The sequence below is a fragment of the Mycobacterium sp. genome (assembly GCF_019247635.1).
In the GTDB taxonomy this organism is placed as follows: Bacteria; Actinomycetota; Actinomycetes; order Mycobacteriales; family Mycobacteriaceae; genus Mycobacterium.
Window position 1 is genome coordinate 21,315 of sequence record NZ_JAFBAR010000034.1, and the last position, 16,995, is coordinate 38,309.

General features: G+C 66.2%; 18 protein-coding genes and 1 pseudogene. 6 read left to right on the forward strand and 13 right to left on the reverse strand.

Annotated elements, in window-relative coordinates:
* Positions 1-32: 32 nt before the first annotated feature.
* Positions 33-1,232, reverse strand: a pseudogene (locus tag JO236_RS05445) (alkane 1-monooxygenase); the annotation flags it as partial.
* A gap of 315 nt (positions 1,233-1,547) precedes the next feature.
* Here JO236_RS05445 and JO236_RS05450 point away from each other — a divergent pair.
* Both JO236_RS05450 and JO236_RS05455 read left to right on the forward strand, forming a co-directional pair.
* Positions 1,548-3,170, forward strand: coding sequence for a GMC oxidoreductase (locus JO236_RS05450; protein WP_293325804.1), 1,623 nt, complete (start codon positions 1,548-1,550; stop codon positions 3,168-3,170).
* 36 nt (positions 3,171-3,206) lie between these two features.
* Entirely contained in the window at positions 3,207-3,665 is a 459-nt protein-coding gene (locus JO236_RS05455) for a nuclear transport factor 2 family protein (protein ID WP_293325807.1), read from the forward strand.
* 18 nt (positions 3,666-3,683) lie between these two features.
* Here the strand turns inward: JO236_RS05455 and JO236_RS05460 are convergent, their stop codons facing one another.
* From JO236_RS05460 to bfr, 7 genes are read right to left on the reverse strand one after another with little or no spacing between them, the layout of a single operon-like run.
* Entirely contained in the window at positions 3,684-4,118 is a 435-nt protein-coding gene (locus JO236_RS05460; protein ID WP_293325809.1) for an SRPBCC family protein, read from the reverse strand.
* Positions 4,118-4,951 (reverse strand): 1-acyl-sn-glycerol-3-phosphate acyltransferase, encoded by an 834-nt coding sequence (locus JO236_RS05465; protein ID WP_293325812.1) that lies wholly within the window; start codon positions 4,949-4,951, stop codon positions 4,118-4,120. The genes JO236_RS05460 and JO236_RS05465 overlap by 1 nt, the downstream gene beginning before the upstream one ends.
* 15 nt (positions 4,952-4,966) lie before the next feature.
* On the reverse strand, positions 4,967-6,073 hold the full coding sequence (locus JO236_RS05470; RefSeq protein WP_293325814.1) for an amidohydrolase family protein: 1,107 nt from the start codon (positions 6,071-6,073) through the stop codon (positions 4,967-4,969).
* Positions 6,070-7,422 carry a glutamine synthetase family protein gene (locus JO236_RS05475; RefSeq protein ID WP_293325816.1) on the reverse strand — a complete coding sequence of 451 codons (1,353 nt, stop codon included), beginning with the start codon at positions 7,420-7,422 and terminating at the stop codon, positions 6,070-6,072. The genes JO236_RS05470 and JO236_RS05475 overlap by 4 nt, the downstream gene beginning before the upstream one ends.
* Positions 7,423-7,432: 10 nt before the next feature.
* Positions 7,433-7,927 carry a carboxymuconolactone decarboxylase family protein gene (locus tag JO236_RS05480; RefSeq protein ID WP_293325819.1) on the reverse strand — a complete coding sequence of 165 codons (495 nt, stop codon included), beginning with the start codon at positions 7,925-7,927 and terminating at the stop codon, positions 7,433-7,435.
* A gap of 15 nt (positions 7,928-7,942) precedes the next feature.
* Positions 7,943-9,988 (reverse strand): MDR family MFS transporter, encoded by a 2,046-nt coding sequence (locus tag JO236_RS05485; protein WP_293325875.1) that lies wholly within the window; start codon positions 9,986-9,988, stop codon positions 7,943-7,945.
* 16 nt (positions 9,989-10,004) lie between these two features.
* Positions 10,005-10,484, reverse strand: a complete 480-nt coding sequence (bfr, locus tag JO236_RS05490) for a bacterioferritin (protein ID WP_293325821.1) — start codon at positions 10,482-10,484, stop codon at positions 10,005-10,007.
* 273 nt (positions 10,485-10,757) lie between these two features.
* On the opposite strand from bfr, the gene JO236_RS05495 reads away from it, so the two are divergent.
* Positions 10,758-10,952: a (2Fe-2S)-binding protein gene (locus JO236_RS05495; protein ID WP_293325824.1), complete on the forward strand. Its 195-nt coding sequence runs from the start codon at positions 10,758-10,760 to the stop codon at positions 10,950-10,952.
* Here JO236_RS05495 and JO236_RS05500 read toward each other — a convergent pair.
* From JO236_RS05500 to JO236_RS05510, 3 genes are all read right to left on the reverse strand, one after another.
* On the reverse strand, positions 10,945-11,700 hold the full coding sequence (locus JO236_RS05500) for an enoyl-CoA hydratase/isomerase family protein (RefSeq protein WP_293325827.1): 756 nt from the start codon (positions 11,698-11,700) through the stop codon (positions 10,945-10,947). The two genes, JO236_RS05495 and JO236_RS05500, sit on opposite strands and share 8 nt — an antisense overlap.
* An 83-nt stretch (positions 11,701-11,783) precedes the next feature.
* Entirely contained in the window at positions 11,784-12,227 is a 444-nt protein-coding gene (locus JO236_RS05505; protein WP_293325830.1) for a TIGR03618 family F420-dependent PPOX class oxidoreductase, read from the reverse strand.
* 13 nt (positions 12,228-12,240) lie between these two features.
* On the reverse strand, positions 12,241-12,936 hold the full coding sequence (locus JO236_RS05510) for a hypothetical protein (protein WP_293325833.1): 696 nt from the start codon (positions 12,934-12,936) through the stop codon (positions 12,241-12,243).
* 28 nt (positions 12,937-12,964) lie between these two features.
* Between JO236_RS05510 and JO236_RS05515 the strand changes: the two genes are divergently transcribed.
* The gene (locus JO236_RS05515; protein ID WP_293325835.1) at positions 12,965-14,278 is read left to right on the forward strand and encodes an alpha-amylase family protein; all 1,314 of its coding nucleotides are present in this window, start codon (positions 12,965-12,967) and stop codon (positions 14,276-14,278) included.
* Here the strand turns inward: JO236_RS05515 and JO236_RS05520 are convergent, their stop codons facing one another.
* A complete protein-coding gene (locus JO236_RS05520) occupies positions 14,279-14,713 on the reverse strand; it encodes a DUF1810 domain-containing protein (protein WP_293325837.1) in 435 nt (144 codons plus the stop codon).
* Between the two features lie 60 nt (positions 14,714-14,773).
* Here JO236_RS05520 and JO236_RS05525 point away from each other — a divergent pair, with 60 nt between their 5' ends.
* Positions 14,774-16,015: an alpha-hydroxy acid oxidase gene (locus tag JO236_RS05525; protein ID WP_293325840.1), complete on the forward strand. Its 1,242-nt coding sequence runs from the start codon at positions 14,774-14,776 to the stop codon at positions 16,013-16,015.
* 7 nt (positions 16,016-16,022) lie between these two features.
* On the opposite strand, the gene JO236_RS05530 is transcribed toward JO236_RS05525, so the two are convergent.
* Positions 16,023-16,235, reverse strand: a complete 213-nt coding sequence (locus tag JO236_RS05530; RefSeq protein WP_293325842.1) for a hypothetical protein — start codon at positions 16,233-16,235, stop codon at positions 16,023-16,025.
* 149 nt (positions 16,236-16,384) lie between these two features.
* Between JO236_RS05530 and JO236_RS05535 the strand changes: the two genes are divergently transcribed.
* Positions 16,385-16,954 (forward strand): CGNR zinc finger domain-containing protein, encoded by a 570-nt coding sequence (locus JO236_RS05535; protein WP_293325845.1) that lies wholly within the window; start codon positions 16,385-16,387, stop codon positions 16,952-16,954.
* Positions 16,955-16,995 lie beyond the last annotated feature (41 nt).

The window sequence follows — 16,995 nt, forward strand, 5'->3', positions numbered from 1 at the left end:
GGCACGTCGGGCGTGAGCTGAGGCAATTGGCGTCCATAGCGCCGCAGCAGCTGTTCTTCTTTGCGCGGACACAGCGCCGCCAAGCGAACGTCGCCGCCGTAGTGCCTGAGCACCCGCTTGTCCATGATCCGCCGCCACAAGGGCGGGATCATGGCGATCACTATCATCGAGCCGTACCCGGCCGGCAGTTGGGGAGCTTCGTCGGAATGCCGCAGCGCCTGGTATCTGCGGAGCGGATTGGCGTGATGGTCCGAGTGCCGTTGCAGGTGGAAGAGTATGAGACTTGCGACGACGGTGTTGCTGTTCCAGCTGTGCGCGGCCGACACCCGTTCGTAGCGGCCTTCGGCCGTCTTCCGCCGCCGCAGCCCGTAGTGCTCCAGATAGTTGACGGTCTCGAGCAGGCAAATGCCGACGACCGCCTGCCCGAACAACCACGGCACGACCACGGGGCCGAACCAGATCGCCAGCACCACGTACAACACGGCGCTGAGCAGCCACGCCTGCAGGATGTCGTTCTGGTAAGACCAGCGGGACCTGTTGATCCGGGCCAGGCGCTTCGCTTCGAGGTTCCAGGCGGATCGCAGACTGCCCGTCACCGCTCGCGGGATGAAACGGTAAAGGCTCTCCCCCATGCGGGAACTGGCGGGGTCTTCCGGGGTCGCGACCCGGACGTGGTGTCCGCGGTTGTGCTCGACGTAGAACTGGCCGTAGCAGGTCTGTGCGAGGGCAATCTTGCTGAGGCGTTTCTCCAGCTTGGCCCGCTTGTGTCCCAGGTCGTGCGCGGCGTTGATGGCGGCGCCACCAAAGATCCCTGTGGTCACCATCAGTCCCACCCGGTCGGGGAAATGCATGGTGAGCCAGCCCCCGCCCGCCCACAACCAGCAGGAGAACGCGAGGGAGAGGTACTGGATGGGCAGAAACAGATAGGTGGCCCAGCGGTAGAAGGGATCATTCTCCAGCCCCTCGAGGGCGCTATCGGGAGGGTTGTCCGAGTTGGGGCCGACAAGGTAGTCGAGCAACGGCATGAGGCCGAACGCCACGATCGCGCCAGTCCACCACCACACCCCAGCCGGGCCGATGTAGCGCACGCACAACCAGGACAGCCCCGCCAGGCCCGGGGCGGCTATGCCGATCAGCCAGAACACCTTCTTGGGGTCTCGCCAGCGCGGCGGCGGCGTGCTTGCCGCGCCGGTCTCATAGTTTGCTGATCGGTCGACCAACTGAGTCGGCATACTAGTTTTCTTTCCGATCCGTCATGCCAGTAAACTTTAACGCCTCCAGCGCCCTGATGTACAACCAATCACTGATGTGTCTCGGAGCACTAACGAGCAATCATACGATCGCGATCATTGCGATCTCGGAGACGGGTTGGCAGCGGCTAGACCGAAATAAGTCTTCGACATGCCCATATATACCTACTTTTAGTATCTAAACAGCCCAAACTGACCACCATCGGTCGGCCCAGATTTGACGTAAGATCAATAGGCAATACATCGGGTTTTTGTCCTGCCAGCGAACTTGTGAACGGGGAGGCGTGACCAACACACATGAGAGACATATCGCGAAGGGGTTTGCTGGGCGTCGGTCTCGCGGCCGCGGCGGGCGCCCTCGGGGCCGGAGTTGTCGACTTCGAATCCAGGCGGTCGGGCGGGTCTGCGCGCCGGCATTATCCGGCGATCGTGGTGGGCAGCGGCTACGGCGGCGGCGTCTCGGCGCTGCGTCTCGGCGAGGCCGGTGTCGAAACCCTGATTTTGGAGCAGGGTCGGCTGTGGGATAGGCCAGACGAGGACGGCAAGCGGTTCAGCAAGATGCTGCCCCCCGACAACCGCGCCGGCTGGTTCACGTCACACCCGCCGAGTCTGGTGCCCTCTTACCAGGGAATCTCCATCGACATGGTGGCCGAGCACGTGCCGTCACCCCAACCGGTGCAGGCCGGCATCTGCGAGAAGGTAGAACTCGGCGCGCACACAGTGTTCCGCGGCATCGGCGTCGGCGGCGGATCGATGATCAACGCAGCCATCGCCGCCATCCCGACCCCGGCCCAGGTGCAGGCCGCGTTCCCGGACATCGACGCCGGGGAATTCCTGGGCACGTACATGCAACGTGCGGCCACGACGTTGCGGATCAACTACCGCGACATGGACTGGTTCGAGCAGGCGCCGTGCTTTCAGTACGCGCGGATGGGCCGCCAGTACGCGGCCACGGCGGGATACAAGGTCGACTACAACGGCAGCGCGTACTCCTTTGACTACATGAAGAAGGAACAGGCGGGCGAAGTCCCTAAATCGGCGCTGGCCCTCGAGCAGCAGTATGGGAACAACTACGGGCGGTTCGGCAGCGTCGACCAGACCTACATTGCCGCCGCGTTGGCCACACACAAAGTCACGCTGAAACCGTTGACGGCGGTGACCGACATTCGTCGCGAGCGCTCCGGCGAGTACGTCGTTTCCGCCCGCGAGATCGACCGCTGGGGCAAAGAGGTCGCGCGCTACGAATTCGGTTGCGATCAACTATTTCTCAGCGCCGGGGTGCTGGGCACTAACAAGCTGCTGTTGCGGGCCCGCGACACCGGGGCGCTGTCGGACCTGAGTGCGGAGATCGGTCACGGCTATGGAAACAACGGCGACGTCATGGTTGCCCACCGGCTCAAACCCAGCGATCCGGCAGGGACCGAGCAGTCCCTGCTGGGAATGATCAACGTGGACGGCCGAGATGATCCCGACAACCCGGTGTACGCCGGCATGTTTTCGATTCCGCTTGCCGTCGAGACGTTCACCCTCGGCTACTACGTGATGGTCAGGACCGGTGACCGGGCGAACATCACCTACGACCCGCGATCGGATACCGTCAGCATCGGCTGGCCGCAGGACTACAGCGACCATCTCACCGCGCGCGCGAAACTCGTGTTCGACAAGATCACCCAAAGCAACGGCGTGGACTACCGCAGCGACATCTTCAACGGAAAAGTCTTCGCGCCCTACACGGTTCACCCGCTGGGTGGCGTCGTTCGGGGGGCTGCAACGGACGCCTTCGGCCGCGTCAAGGGGTACGACAAGCTGTACGTCAACGACGCTTCGTTGTTTCCCGGCTACCTTGGCTGCAACCCGTTCATGTCGATCACCGCGCTCGCCGAACGCAACATAGAGGCGATCCTGCAGGGACGCCACTGATTGACACCCGTCGGTCGACAGGGTTAATTAGCCGCTATGGCAGACGTTTCCACGGTCGCGCTCGGCGATGTGGTAGTCGGGATGTGGCAGGCGCTTTCGCGGCGGGACTGGGATGCGGTCAAGACCTTCCTGGCACCGGACTGTTTGTATGTTGACATGCCGGTTCCAGCGGTGTCGGCGCGTGGCCCGGACGACATCGTCACGCGGCTCAAGCTCGGCCTCGCGCCGCTGGCCGGTTATGAGAATCATGACGGCGTACTGGTCTGCAACGGCTCCGACGTCATGTACGAGCACTCGGAGACCTGGACGTTCAGCACTGGCGAGCGAGGCGTGCTGAGGTTCGTCACCGTCCACAAGGTGGTCGACGGCAAGATCACCCTCTGGAAGGACTATTGGGACATGACCAGCCTCACCGGTTTCGCGCCAGCCGGTTACTTCGAGGGTCTGGGCAACGGGGATACCTCGTGGATCGTCGACGCGACGGACCTCGTCTGAGCGGCTAGGTCTCGACGGCTAAGTCTCGACTATCGCCTTGAGGCTTTTCAGGGTTTCGGCCAGCGTGCGACCCACCTGACGCACTGCGATCCGGTCCGCGATGTAGCCGAATATTCCGCCGGGCGCCTGGTAGGACAGCCGAAACGTCACCTTCGTCTGGCCATTCTCGGTGTCACGCAGCCGAATCCGGCCACGCAGAGTGACGCCGGTGATGCCCACCCAAGCCACGTCGCGGGCCTCGTCCCACTCGACCACCTCGATGACACCGCCAACCGGGACCGAGCCGATTTTCCAGTGCACGGTGTAGCGGGCACCGATCCCGCGCCGCTGGTCGTTGGCGGATTCCCAGCGCTCGAGGTTGGTCATGAACGAGGGATAGCGATCCGGGTCGCCGACGACTTTCCAGACCGCCTCGCGGTCGGCCTTGATGGCGCAATGGCGTTCGACCCGCATCAGCCGAGTACCGGGAATCGACGTTCGGCGGCGAGGCGATCGACGCCGCCCTGCAGGCTGGCCATCACCTTGTCGTGCACCGCCTCATCATCGCCGTCGACCTCGATCGGGTGCTGGACTTCGATGACGATCTTGGTGGGCAGCGGAATGTGACCGGCCAGGTCGCTGACGTTCAGTCCCCATGGGAGGGCCAGCGATATCGGGACGCTCTTGAGTCGCAGCAACCTATCCGCCATGAGCAGTTTGGCCAGCCATTGCCCGCGGTTGAGGAACAACGCGCTTTCCTGGCCGCCGACGCTTGCGACGGGAACGATCGGCACACCCGCCTCGCGGGCCAGCCGTACGTAACCCATCCGCCCACCGAAGTCGACCTTGTGGCGTTCCCACGACGGGCGGAAGACTTCGTAGTCCCCGCCGGGATAGACCAGCAGAGCAGCACCCGAGGCCAGTGCGAGTTTGGCGTTCTCGTGGTTGGCCGCGACGGTGCCGAATTTGCGCAGCCAGCCGAGCGGAGGTGCCGAGACGACGAGGTTGTGGGCCAGCTGGTAGAAGGGCCGTTCGACGCCGAAGTACGAGCAGAACGCAAGGGTGAATACGAACGTGTCGGGAGGCACGTTCCCGCCGCTGTGGTTGCCGACCAGGAGCACCGGGCCCTCGGCGGGGACTCGGTCCATGCCCCGCACGTCCGCCCTGAAGTACAACGATGCGAGCAGCCACGTTCCCGGCAGCTGATCCCTGATGTAGTCAGGGTCGCGTTGGTCGAGATCGGCCTTGGGTACCCGCGACACGACCTGGTTACGGGCCCACTCCATGGCGTCCCCTATGGCGCCCATGTGCGCATCCTGTCCCTAGCGGCGCCCGGCGTCAAGGTGGTACACGCGGGCAGAGTTGTCATGTGCGATCAGATCGACTACCCGAATCGCGTCGATTTCACACCAGTCTCCGTTATCCACAAATTCGCCGAGCACCCGATGAATACCGTTGCGCCACAACGCCGCACTCAGGTAGTGCAGCTCCGCCGGCCCGAATCCATCCGACGAATACAGGATTTTGCGGAAAGGCGCCAGCTCCAAGAGCCGCGCGATGAATTCCGGCGCCCGCGCCCCGAGGTGGTTCACGCTCAGCCCGCAGTCCACATAGACGTTGTTGAAGGCCTGCGCCAGATACCCCGCCTCGCGCTCATACGGGTAGCAGTGCAGCAACACAATCGGTGTGTCGCCGGACTGCCGCAGGAAGTCAAGCAGATACAGCGGATTGACCTTGTGCAGGTCGCAGTCCCGGTCGCCGAAGCCGACATGGAACTGCAGCGGTTTACCCATCCGCAAGGCCTGATGCAGCCCGAACCGCAGCAGCACCCGATCGTCCAACCGCGTACCACCGCGCTCACGCCATCGACCGGCGGCCTCGGCCACCTCCGCGCCCGACGGATCGGTCAGGTCGCCGTCGAACCCGCCGCGGTAGGCCAGGATGGTCTTGGTACCCACCGCCGAGGCCACCCGGTCGTGCAGGATCTCCCGGAACGCCGACGCGTAGTCACCGAGCGCGGCGGCGGCCTGTTCGGCAACCTGCTCGAGGCGAACCACTTCGTGCGCGCGGCCGCCCGAGAGCCCGGCCATATCGACGACATCGCCGATTCCGGTGTCCACCAGCCAGTCGCTCACGCCCGCGGCGCGCAGGAACATCCGGGCCAGCTCGGCCTCGCTGAGCGCGCTTCGACGTCGCCAATATTCCTGTGGCTCGACATGTTTGGGCAGACCGAGGACGGGGGCGCAATGGCGGCGGACGGCGAAGCCTAGCTGCGAGTCGAATCCGGAATCGAAGTCGGCCAGCGGCTCGGTGTTGGCTTCGTTGAGCGCATTCTCGAATCGGCGCCGGTCCCCCGCCGTCAACCAGCAGCCGTGCACATGCTGGTCGATCAACGCGACCTGACCGATGTGGTGGGCCAGCGCGCTCACAAACTCCAGGCCATTCGAAACTTGTCGGCCAGCTGCTCGGGGCTCAGGTCGCGGTAGCGCTCGTGCTCCAGCCGGCGTACCGCGACCACCATGTCGACCGCGGAATCGCCGAGAATACCGCGCAGCAGCTTCGAACTGTCAAGTGCGCCAATCGCCTCGACCTGGGCCTCGGGCAGGCGTCGGATGCCGGCACGATCGCGGTCCGCTTCGGACAGTTTCGCCGGGTCCGTCGCCGTCTGCGGCGGCAACGCCGCGTTGCGCTTGATGCCGTGGAGCGCCAACCCCAGAATCGCCGCCGACGCGAGGTACGGGTTCGACGACGGGTCGACGATCTTGACCTCGACGTTGCCGCCCCGCGGATTACCGGTGCCGCCCTTGACGAATCGCACTGCGGCCTCGCGGTTCTCGGTGCCCCAGCAGGCGTATGCCCCCGCCCAGTTGCCGGGCCGCAGCCGCAGGCCGGAGACGATCGATCCGCACAGCACGCCCTGAGCATCGCCCAGCCCGTCGAGCAGCCCGGCCACCGCGCTCTCCCCCGCCGCCGTCATGCCCTCGACACCCGCTCCGTGGGAGAACAATGGGACCCCCGCGTCGGTCAGCGAGAAGTGTTGGTGGGCACCGGATCCCACGCCGTCGGCGAAGGGGGCCGGCGATACGCTGACGCGCAGCCCGTGCCGGCGGGCGGCGCGGCCGACGATGATCCGGGTCAACGCCAGCTGGTCGGCGGCGGCCACCGGGGCCAACGGCGTCAGCGAGATCTCGAACTGGTTGGTCCCGTACTCGGGATGTAACTGCTCGATCCCGACGTCGGCTAGCGCGGCGGCGCCGAGCACGTCGCGAACGAACTGCTCGTGCTCGAGCACACCGGCAAGGCCGTACTGCGCCCAGAGTGCCGACGGCAGCCGGCCGCCGTCGGGATCGACCAGCAGGAACTCGATCTCGTGGCCAATGACCGCCTCGAGACCGGCTTCGGCGAGCGCGGATTCGATGCGGCCAAGCGTTCCGCGGCCGCAGGTGGGAACCGGTGTTCCGTCCTGCTCGAAGAACGCGGCGGGCGCCCAGGCCAGCCCGTCGCCGATGACCCGCAACGCCGACAGGTCGATGCGCAGCCGCTGGTCACCGACGACACCGATGTCGTCGGTGAAGGCGATGCCAGTCTGGTCGATGGCGAACGCGTGCCACGACGGGCTGGCGCCCAAGCCCGGCTCGGCGAAGGTGTTGGTGCGGCCGATAGGGACCGTCTTGGCCAGCGTTAGACCGGCGGGGTTGACGACGGTACCGATCACGGTGTCGACGCCCTGGGCCTCGAGTTGGGCGATCGCCGCGGCGGCCAGCGGCGTGGCGGTCACTTGGTTCTGGTCAGCTGCGGCTGGGCAGGGTCAGCTTGCAGGTCTGGCCGATATCCAGGGTGCGCAGCATCCGGCCCATGCCGACCCACAGCGCGCACGACAGCGCCAGGTCGGCGAGCAACTCCTCGGAGAAGTGCTCGCTGCACCGCTCCCAGAACTCTTCGTCGTCGCGCAACTTCGTGTGCTCGGTGGCGAACCGGTGCGCGAACTCGGCCGCCAGCCGCTCCTGGTCGCTGTATCCAGGCCAGGTGCGCCACTCCGTGGCGTTGGAGTACAGCTCTTCGTCGACACCGGCCGCCGGACCGTCGGCGTCGCGCGTGTTGAGGCAGACAATGCACTCGTTGTCGTGGGCGATCACCGCCCTTGCGAGTTCCCTGGTGCGCAACGGCAGCCGGTTTTTCGTGTAGACCGCCTGGCTGAACCCGGCGATCGCAGCGCCGAGATCCGGCGATTTCGTCGCCCAGCCGTAGACGTCATCGTCAGCGAATGTTCCGATTCGGCTCATGGCGTGATGGTACGCCTACCGATTGCGGCCGCCCGCGGCGGCGACGGCGGCCGGCTCATCATGCCAATCACGTTGCGCCAGAACGCGATGCGCGACGTGTTCCAGGGCCGCTTGGACGTCGCGGCGGTCGGGCCGAGTCGCGAAGCCGGGTGATCGCTCCAACTTGTCCGCGATCCAGGCCAGCAGCAGTGAGTGCACGTAATCGACCTGCTGGGATCCCGCCTGAGTCAGCCACATCTGGTCGCCCTCGCGGCGCACGTAGCCGGCGGCGGTAAGGCGGGCAAAGACCGGCTCGAGGACCTCGAAGGGTAGGCCGTAGTGGTCGGCGATATCGGTGAGCCGCGCCGTCCCGTACATCTGCCCAAATCGGTAGAGCCGCAGCACGCCCCACAGCCCGGCGACGTCGAGCCGGCAGTCGGGGCGCATGGCGATGCTGCGCAGTCGCATCCCGGGCTCGCCGCGCATCATGCGCGCGATGGCATTCTCCAGCAGCCTTTCCGGTGTTTCCTGGTTCGGCATGCCGAACCCGTCGCCGAGATCGACCGCGCTGTTGTGGATGTCGCGCAGCGGCACCTCGCGCAGGAACAGCGCCAGGACCAACCCGACCAACGCGACCGGCGCCGCGCACAGGAAAACCTGCGTCAGCGACTCGGAGTAGGCCTGCACGATCGGCGCGGCCACCGCATGGGGCTGCCGGTGCAGGGCTTCCGGAGAACTGACGGCCGCGGCGGGTGCGCCGCTGGCCGCCAGCGCGGCCCCCATCCGCTTGTTGAGGAAGTTCACGAACAGGGAACCGAAGATCGCGGCACCGAACGAGCTTCCGATGGTGCGGAAGAACGTCACACCCGAGGTGGCCACGCCGAGGTCTTCGAAATTTGACGTGTTCTGCACGATCAGCACCAGCACCTGCATGGACAGCCCGATGCCGGCGCCCAGGATGAACAGGTACAGCGACTGGACCGCGGGCTGCGTCGACACCTCCATGCGCGACATCAACAGAAATGCGGTGGCCATCAGCGCCGTGCCGGTCACTGGGAAGACCTTGTACCGGCCCGTTCGCCCCACCAGGGTGCCGCTGCCGGTCGAGGTGATCAGCATGCCGAGCACCATCGGGAGTGTGCGTAGACCCGAGGTGGTTGCCGAGACGCCGTCGACGTATTGCATGTAGGTCGGCAGGAAGGTCATCGCGCCCAGCATCGCGAAACCCACCACGAAGGCCAGCACGCAGCAGACCGTGAACACCGGATTCCCGAACAGCCGGATCGGCAGGATCGGTTCGGGCGCACGGCTTTCCACCCACACGAACGCACCCAGCGCCAGCACGGCGCCGACGATCAGCGCGACGATCGTCGAGGACCCCCACGGGTAGAGGGTGCCGCCCCAGCTGGTGGCCAGGGTCAGGCCGGCCGCGCCAAGGCCGATGCACGTGATCCCGGCGTAGTCGATCGACGGCCTGGTGGAAGCGGTCAGCGCCGGGATTGCGGCGGCCGCCACGAGGATCACCACCACCGAGACGGGCACGTTGATCCAAAACGCCCACCGCCAGGTCAGGTAGTCGGTGAAATAACCACCCAGCAGCGGCCCGATGACCGTGGTGACGCCGAAGACCGCGCCCAGGATGCCCTGGTAGCGGCCGCGCTCGCGCAACGGGACGACCTCTCCGATGAGCGCGCTGGCGGTGACGGTGATCCCGCCGCCGCCGATGCCCTGCAGTGCACGGGCTCCGACCAGCATCGCCATCGACTGCGCCAGCCCGCACACCACCGAGCCGACGACGAAGAACACCACGGCCGCCTGGAAGACCCGCTTGCGACCGAACAGATCCCCGAGCTTGCCCACCAGCGCTGTGACGATCGTCGAAGCCAGCAGGTAGCTGGTGACCACCCACGACTGATGACCGGCATCGCCCAGGTCGGCGACGATGGTCGGCAGCGCGGTCGCGACGATCGTCTGGTCCAGGGCCGCGAGCAGCATGCCGAGCATGATCGCCACGAAGACGAGGTTGCGGCGCTGCGGACTGATCAGTGCGCCGCGGGGAGCGACCTCCCCGGCGGGTGTGATGGGCCTTGCGCCGCTGTCAGCTCGGTGGTCGCGAGACACATTGCGCCGAATAGAGTTCCTCGCCCAGCTTCTCCATCAGCTCCAGCTGTGTCTCCAAGTAGTCGATATGCAGTTCCTCGTCGGCCACGATCTTCTCCAGCAAGATGGCGCTGGTGGTGTCCTGTTTCTCCCGGCACAGGATGATCCCTGGCTTGAGGCGGTTCAACACGTCGTACTCGATCGCCAGATCGGCCTCGAATTGCTCGCGCAGCGTCTGGCCGATGCGCAGTGAAAAGAGGCGCTGGTAGTTCGGCAAGCCGTCCAGCAACAGGATGCGATCGGTGATTGCCTCGGCGTGCCGCATCTCGTCGAACGACTCTGCGCGGGTGTGCTCGGCCAGCTCGGTGAAGCCCCAGTTGTCCTGCATCTTCGAGTGCAGGAAGTACTGGTTGATGGCGGTTAGCTCGCTGGTCAACTGTTCGTTGAGCAGGCGCAAAACGTCCGGGTCACCTTGCATGCTCACTCCTACGGTGTAAGGGCTGTCGTGTCGAACCGTGGCAGGTGGGCTGGGCTGGAGCGCCACCGGGCTAAGTGCAGCGGTTGGCCGTGCCGCCTCTGAATCTAGTGCAGCGCACAAGAGTCGGGGCTTCGCCCGGCCGGACGGCGCCGACCGCGTGTCGGTAGTTAGGTTAGACTCCACTAATCAAGTTAGGTTAGACTCCACTAACATGCGGCCCGATCGCTCGGCGATGCTGTCGAGAACTTCGATGCCTAGACGGGGGGTGTGCTGATGTACGTCTGCTTGTGTGTCGGGGTCACCAATCATGCCGTCTCCGAGGCCGTGGCGCAGGGTGCATCGACATCGAAAGAGGTCGCCGCGGCGTGTGGCGCGGGCGGTGACTGCGGGCGGTGCCGGCGGACGCTGCGGGCGATCATCGCGGCGTCCAAATGCGACCCCGCCCCGTCCCCCGAATTGATCAGCTAGCGGGTTTGTTGAAAGCGGCCAGTGCCGCGGCGTTGGCATGGGTGCCCATCAGCTCGGCGAAGTGGGCGTTCTCGCGCGCGGTCGCGGCCGCGATTTCCGGACGGACCGGTTCGGCGATCGTATGCTTCACCGCCATCAGGCTTGAAATTGGTTGGGCAGCAATGATTTCGGCGTGTCGTCGGGCTTCGGGCAGCAGCGCGTCCGGCTCGCAGACTCGCCAGACCAGTCCCATCCGCAGTGCCTCCTGAGCGTCGACCCATTCCGACGACAGCAACAACCAGGCGGCGTTCTGCCGGCCCACCAGCTGCGGCAGCAGGTACGACGACGCCGCTTCCGGCGCAACGCCCAGGCTGGTAAAGGGGCATTTGAGGCGCGCCGTCGACGACATGAACGCCAGGTCGGCGTAGCCGAGGATGGTCGCGCCGATCCCCACGCCGACACCGTTGACCGCGCAGATCAGGGGTTTGGGGAACGCGCTGAGCACGTCGATCAGGCCACGGAAGCCGTGCTTGCCGGGCGTGAAATCGGGGTCGGTGATCATCGCCTGCATCTCGGCCAGATCGGTGCCGGCGCTGAAGCCGCGCCCGCTGCCGGTCAGCAGGACAACGGCGACCTGAGGGTCGTCGGCGGCGGCCAGCAGCGCATCGGCGGTGGCGTCGTAGAGGGCTTCGTTGAAGGCGTTAAGGGCTTCGGGCCGGTTCAGGGTGAGGGTACGTACCCGATTTTCGTCGTCGATTAGCAGCGTCACGGGTTGCAGCGTAACCCGGCGAGCAGACGCAAAATCCCGCAAAACCTGGCGGTTTTGGGGTTTTTGCGTCTTTTCGCGCGAGGCTAACCGTTGCTGTAGACGCGGGCTGGCGCGATCAGCACCACGGCGCGACGCTCCCGCGTCATCACCCGGTCGTACTCGTCCCAGTCGTCGTGCGTGCCGCCCGCGGCGGTGAAGACCTCGCGGAGCAATAGCCGCAACCGGTCGTCGTCCGCCAGCCAGGGCTGCGGGTCGTCGGGGCCGACGAGTTCGGCGCGGCCCTCGACGGTCGCCCACTGCCAGCCGTTGCGGAACGTGATCGCCAGTTGCGGGCGCGCCCGCAAGTTGGCGAGCTTGACCTTGCCGTAGGTCGTGAAGCCCAAAACCGGTGCACTGCTCTGCGGGTGTTGCAACAGCCCGACATTGACCAGTGAGGCCTGCACCGTCGTATCGGCGCGGACCGTGGAAATCACCGCCAGGCCGTTTTCGGCCGCCGCCAGGGCCACCGCGTCGTCGAGTGTCGTCATCAGCCGGTCCTCTCTAGAAAGGCGTCCGGAAGACGTAGCGGCTGGTCGGCACGGTGTCAATGTTCTCGTTGGCACCGAAAGCCGACGTGCTGTCAACCATCCGGGTCAGCCGGTCCTGCAGGTCTTGGTCGTCGGCGGCACCGAAGAACGCCTTGAGGTCGGTGACCGCTTCTGCGGGGAACAACTCTTCGACGATGCCCGCGATTCCCGGCGCGACCGCAGTGAGGGCTCGTACCACCCAGTTCTGCGTGTACCCGAACGTCGACTGCGTTTCGATGGCCACCGCGGTGTGGTCGCGCTGCCAACGGTTCAGCCAGGTGTCCTGATCCAGCTCGGCGGGCCGCCGCAGCAGCGCTATGTTCGCCAAACCCGTTGTGCGAGCGCCGGGTTCGCTGGCCGGAGCAACGAGCGGGACCGACTCGGTCACCAGGTAGGCGGCGAACTGTTCACATTCGGCGCCAAGTCGGCGCAGCGCCGCCGTCGTCTGGTCGCCGTAGCATTGCTGTGTCCACAGGCTGACCACCGCGGCGACCGGCGGATCCAGCGTCGTCAGCGTCATCAGGGAGTGGCGTACCGCGCCGTCGCGGACGTTGACGGTCAGCCCCGGCACGCCCAACCCGAGCAGCTCCTCGGCGACCGGGCCGCGTTGCCGGGCGCACCAATCGTCATCCGGATCGGTGCGGCTGAGCAAGGCGATTACCTTCTCCATAGAGCCGAACTTACGAGGGGGCCGACGGTTGAGCGCATCCTGGGTCGAGCACGCGATCTGGTGGCAGGTCTATCCGCTGGGATTCGTCGGCGCATTTCCCCCGGATTCCCCGGGCCAACCGCCGGTCGCCGGCGAACACCGACTGCGCCGCCTCGTCGACTGGTTCGACCACGCCATCACCCTCGGGGCCTCCGGGGTCGCACTGGGGCCGATCTTCGCGTCGCGCACGCATGGCTACGACACCACCGACCACTACCGCATCGATTCCCGCCTCGGTGACGAGGCCGACTTCGACTACCTTGTCGCCGAGGCGCGCCGTCGCGGGCTGCGTGTGCTGCTCGACGGCGTCTTCAACCACGTCGGTGCGGATTTCGCGCGCCACCTGGAGGCGCCGCGCGACGACGCGTCGGCGCGGTGGTTTCGTGGGCGGCCGGGGCATTTCGACACGTTTGAAGGGCACGGCGAGCTCATCGCCCTCAACCATGACAACCCCGAGGTGGCCGACTACGTCGTCGAGGTGATGGCGCACTGGTTGGAACGCGGCGCGGACGGCTGGCGGCTGGACGCGGCTTATGCTGTGCCCCAGGAGTTTTGGGCCGGCACGTTACCGAGGGTGCGCGATCGGCATCCGGATGCGTGGTTTGTGGGCGAGCTCATCCACGGCGACTACGCGGCGGTGGTCGATGCGGCCCGGTTCGACTCGGCCACCCAATACGAGCTGTGGAAGGCGACGTGGAGCAGCCTCAACGACGGCAACTTCTACGAGCTGGACTGGGCGCTGCAGCGGCACAACCAGCTTCTGGCCAGCTTTGCCCCGCTGACCTTCATCGGGAATCACGACGTCACGCGCATCAGCAGCCGACTCGAGCACCCCGAGCACGTGGCTCATGCGCTGGTGATCCAGATGACCGTAGGCGGGGTCCCCAGCGTGTATGCCGGCGACGAGTTGGGCTACCAGGGGGTCAAGGAGGAACGCCGCGGCGGCGACGACGCCGTGCGCCCCGAGTTCGGCGCTCCCCCGCCGCAGCTGGACGCCGCGGGGGCTCAGGTGTGGGCGCTGCACCAGTTCTTGATCGGGTTGCGTCGCCGGCATCCGTGGCTCCACGCCGCGACCAGCACTGCCCTGCGGCTCGACAATCGGCACTACGTCTACCGGACCAGCCACGGCCCGGACGCGCTGCTGGTGGCCCTCAACATCGACGAAAAGCCACTGCAGGTGCGGCTGGCGGAACTGGGCCTGACCCAGGCGCGGGTGATCGCTGGATCGGCGGCGCCCCCGCTAGAGGTCGTCGACACGGTGGTCGTCGAGGCGCACGGCTGGCGGATATTGAGCCCCGAATAGTCAGGTGTTGAGCTGTGCGAGCGTCACCGGGTCCTGCTCGCCGGAGTAGTACCTGGTCAGCACGGCGATGAAGTCGGCGTTGTCCTCGGTGGCGCAGGCGAACAGCGTCATCGACGAGCACAGCTTGAGGTCATCGGGCGTACCGAATATCTCCCCGATCGAGCGGCCGTGCACCTGGTTGACCAGGCGGGCGCATTCGCGCAGCCGCGGCCCGAGCACATCGTGGTGCAGATAGGCGCGGGCCTCCTCGAGGCAGGTGATGCCGTACTGGACTGCGGTGGGGCTGCTGCCCAGCCCGAGCAGCTGTGGGAAGACAAACCACATCCAGTGACCGCGTTTCTCCCCGGCGCGCAGCTCGTCGACAACGGCGGGATAAATCGGGGCCTGCGCATCCACAAAACGTTTCAGGTCGAAGGGGTCGCTTGCCGGTTCCATATCACCACCGTTACACACTGTGTAGATGATGCAGGTCAGCAGGGTTGAGGGCGGGAACTAATGGCGGTCAAGCGACGCGTGCCGAAGCTCCGCGACTTGGCGCCGCTGATCCAGTTCAAAGCGCCTCAATTCGACGGCACCAAACGCCGGCTTGCCGCCGCGTTGACCATCGAGGACCTGCGGCGGATCGCCAAACGCCGCACGCCCAGGGCCGCATTCGATTACACCGACGGCGCCGCGGAGGACGAGCTGTCGCTGCAGCGCGCTCGCCAGGCGTTCCGCGATATCGAGTTTCATCCGACGATCCTGCGTGACGTCACCAACGTGTGCACGGGATGGAACGTGCTCGGCCATCCGGTGGTGTTGCCGTTCGGGATCGCGCCGACCGGATTCACCCGGTTGATGCACACCGAAGGCGAGATCGCGGGCGCGCGGGCGGCCGCCGCCGCGGGGATCCCGTTCTCGCTATCCACCCTGAGCACGACCGCGATCGAGGACCTTGCGACGGTTGTCCCCCAGTGCCGCAAGTGGTTTCAGCTCTACATGTGGAAAGACCGCGACCGCTCGATGGCGCTGGTCCAGCGAGCGGCCGACGCCGGCTTCGACACCCTGCTGATCACGGTCGACGTGCCCGTCGCGGGCGCGCGGTTGCGCGACGTGCGCAACGGAATGTCGATTCCGCCGGCGTTGACGCTGCGCACGGTGCTCGACGCGCTGCCCCACCCGCGGTGGTGGTTCGACCTGTTCACCACCGAACCCCTGGCGTTCGCGTCGCTGGACCGCTGGCCCGGCACCGTCGGCGAGTACCTGAACAGCATGTTCGATCCCAGCGTCACATTCGACGACCTGGCCTGGATCCAGGCGCAGTGGCCCGGCAAGGTGGTCGTCAAGGGAATTCAAACGCTCGATGACGCCCGCGCCGTGGTCGAGCGTGGCGTCGACGGCATCGTGTTGTCCAACCATGGTGGCCGCCAACTTGATCGGGCCCCGGTGCCTTTCCACTTGTTGCCGTCGGTCGCGCGTGAGCTTGGCAGGCACACCGAGATCCTGCTGGACACCGGCATCATGTCCGGCGCCGACATTGTCGCGGCGGTCGCCCTGGGAGCGCGGTGCACGCTGGTCGGGCGGGCCTACCTCTACGGGCTGATGGCCGGCGGCGAGGCGGGCGTGAGCCGCGCGATCGAAATCCTTGCGGCCGGGGTGGCCCGGACGATGGCGCTTCTCGGCGTGACCTGCCTCGAAGAGCTATCGCCCGGGCACGTCACGCAATTGCGTCGGCTGGGCCCGGTTCCCCCGCCTTAAGCGAGGCTCACTGTGCGGCTGCGGTGTGCCCGTAGGCGAGCCCGTCCAGCAGGCCACGGTCGAGCTCTCCCGCCGAAGCCGGCGTCGTCTGCTGGCAGTTGCAGGTGAGGCTGGCGAACGGGTTCGGAGCGGGTTGGGTCGTATCCGCGCTGGCCGGGTCTGCTCCCAACAGGGCAACGGAGCCGAGAACGACAGCAGCGCCAAGCATTTTCGCGATCATTATGAGTCCTTTCAACTTTTTTGACTTCGCTCGTTACTCGCTTTAGACGGTCTACGGGCCGTTTTCGTTCGACCTCTCGCTATCAACCATGTAACCGCTTCAGCTAGTTACATGTTGCACGAGATAGTGAAACCTGTCAAGGTGGTTACATGACGTTTAAGTATGTGAGCGGCAGGCGCTGCCTGGACTTCGCGGGCACTCTGAAATATCGGGGCGGTTCGGCCGAGGAACTGCTGACCACGCCGCAGCGGCTGTCGGACTGGGCTCTTCAGGCGGGAGTGGTGGACGCGGTGATCGAGGTCGGCGAGCACGAACTGGAAGCCGCGATCGCGCTGCGCGAAGCCATCTATCGGATCGTTGTTGGCCGCCTCGATGGCGGTCGGCCCACCGCGGCCGACGTCGACCTGGTCAATGAGTACGCATCCCGGCCCCAGCTCACGCCGCGACTGCACGCCGACGGGTCGGTCAGCCGAGAGGGCACGGCGTCGCAGCTGCTCGCGGGGCTGGCCGCGGATCTGCTCGACCTGGTGGGCGGACCTGACGTTGAGAAGGTCAAGCGGTGCGCTCATCAGGGCTGCACACGCCTGTACATCGACACCTCGCGCGGCCAGAACCGACATTGGTGCGGCATGAACACCTGCGGTAACCGCGCCAAGGTCCAGGCCTTCCGTGCCCGCCAGCGCGAGGCGGACCGGACACCCGACGTCACGCGCGGGTGACGTCGGCGGGCGGGGACACGCCAGCGCCACGTCCCCCGGCG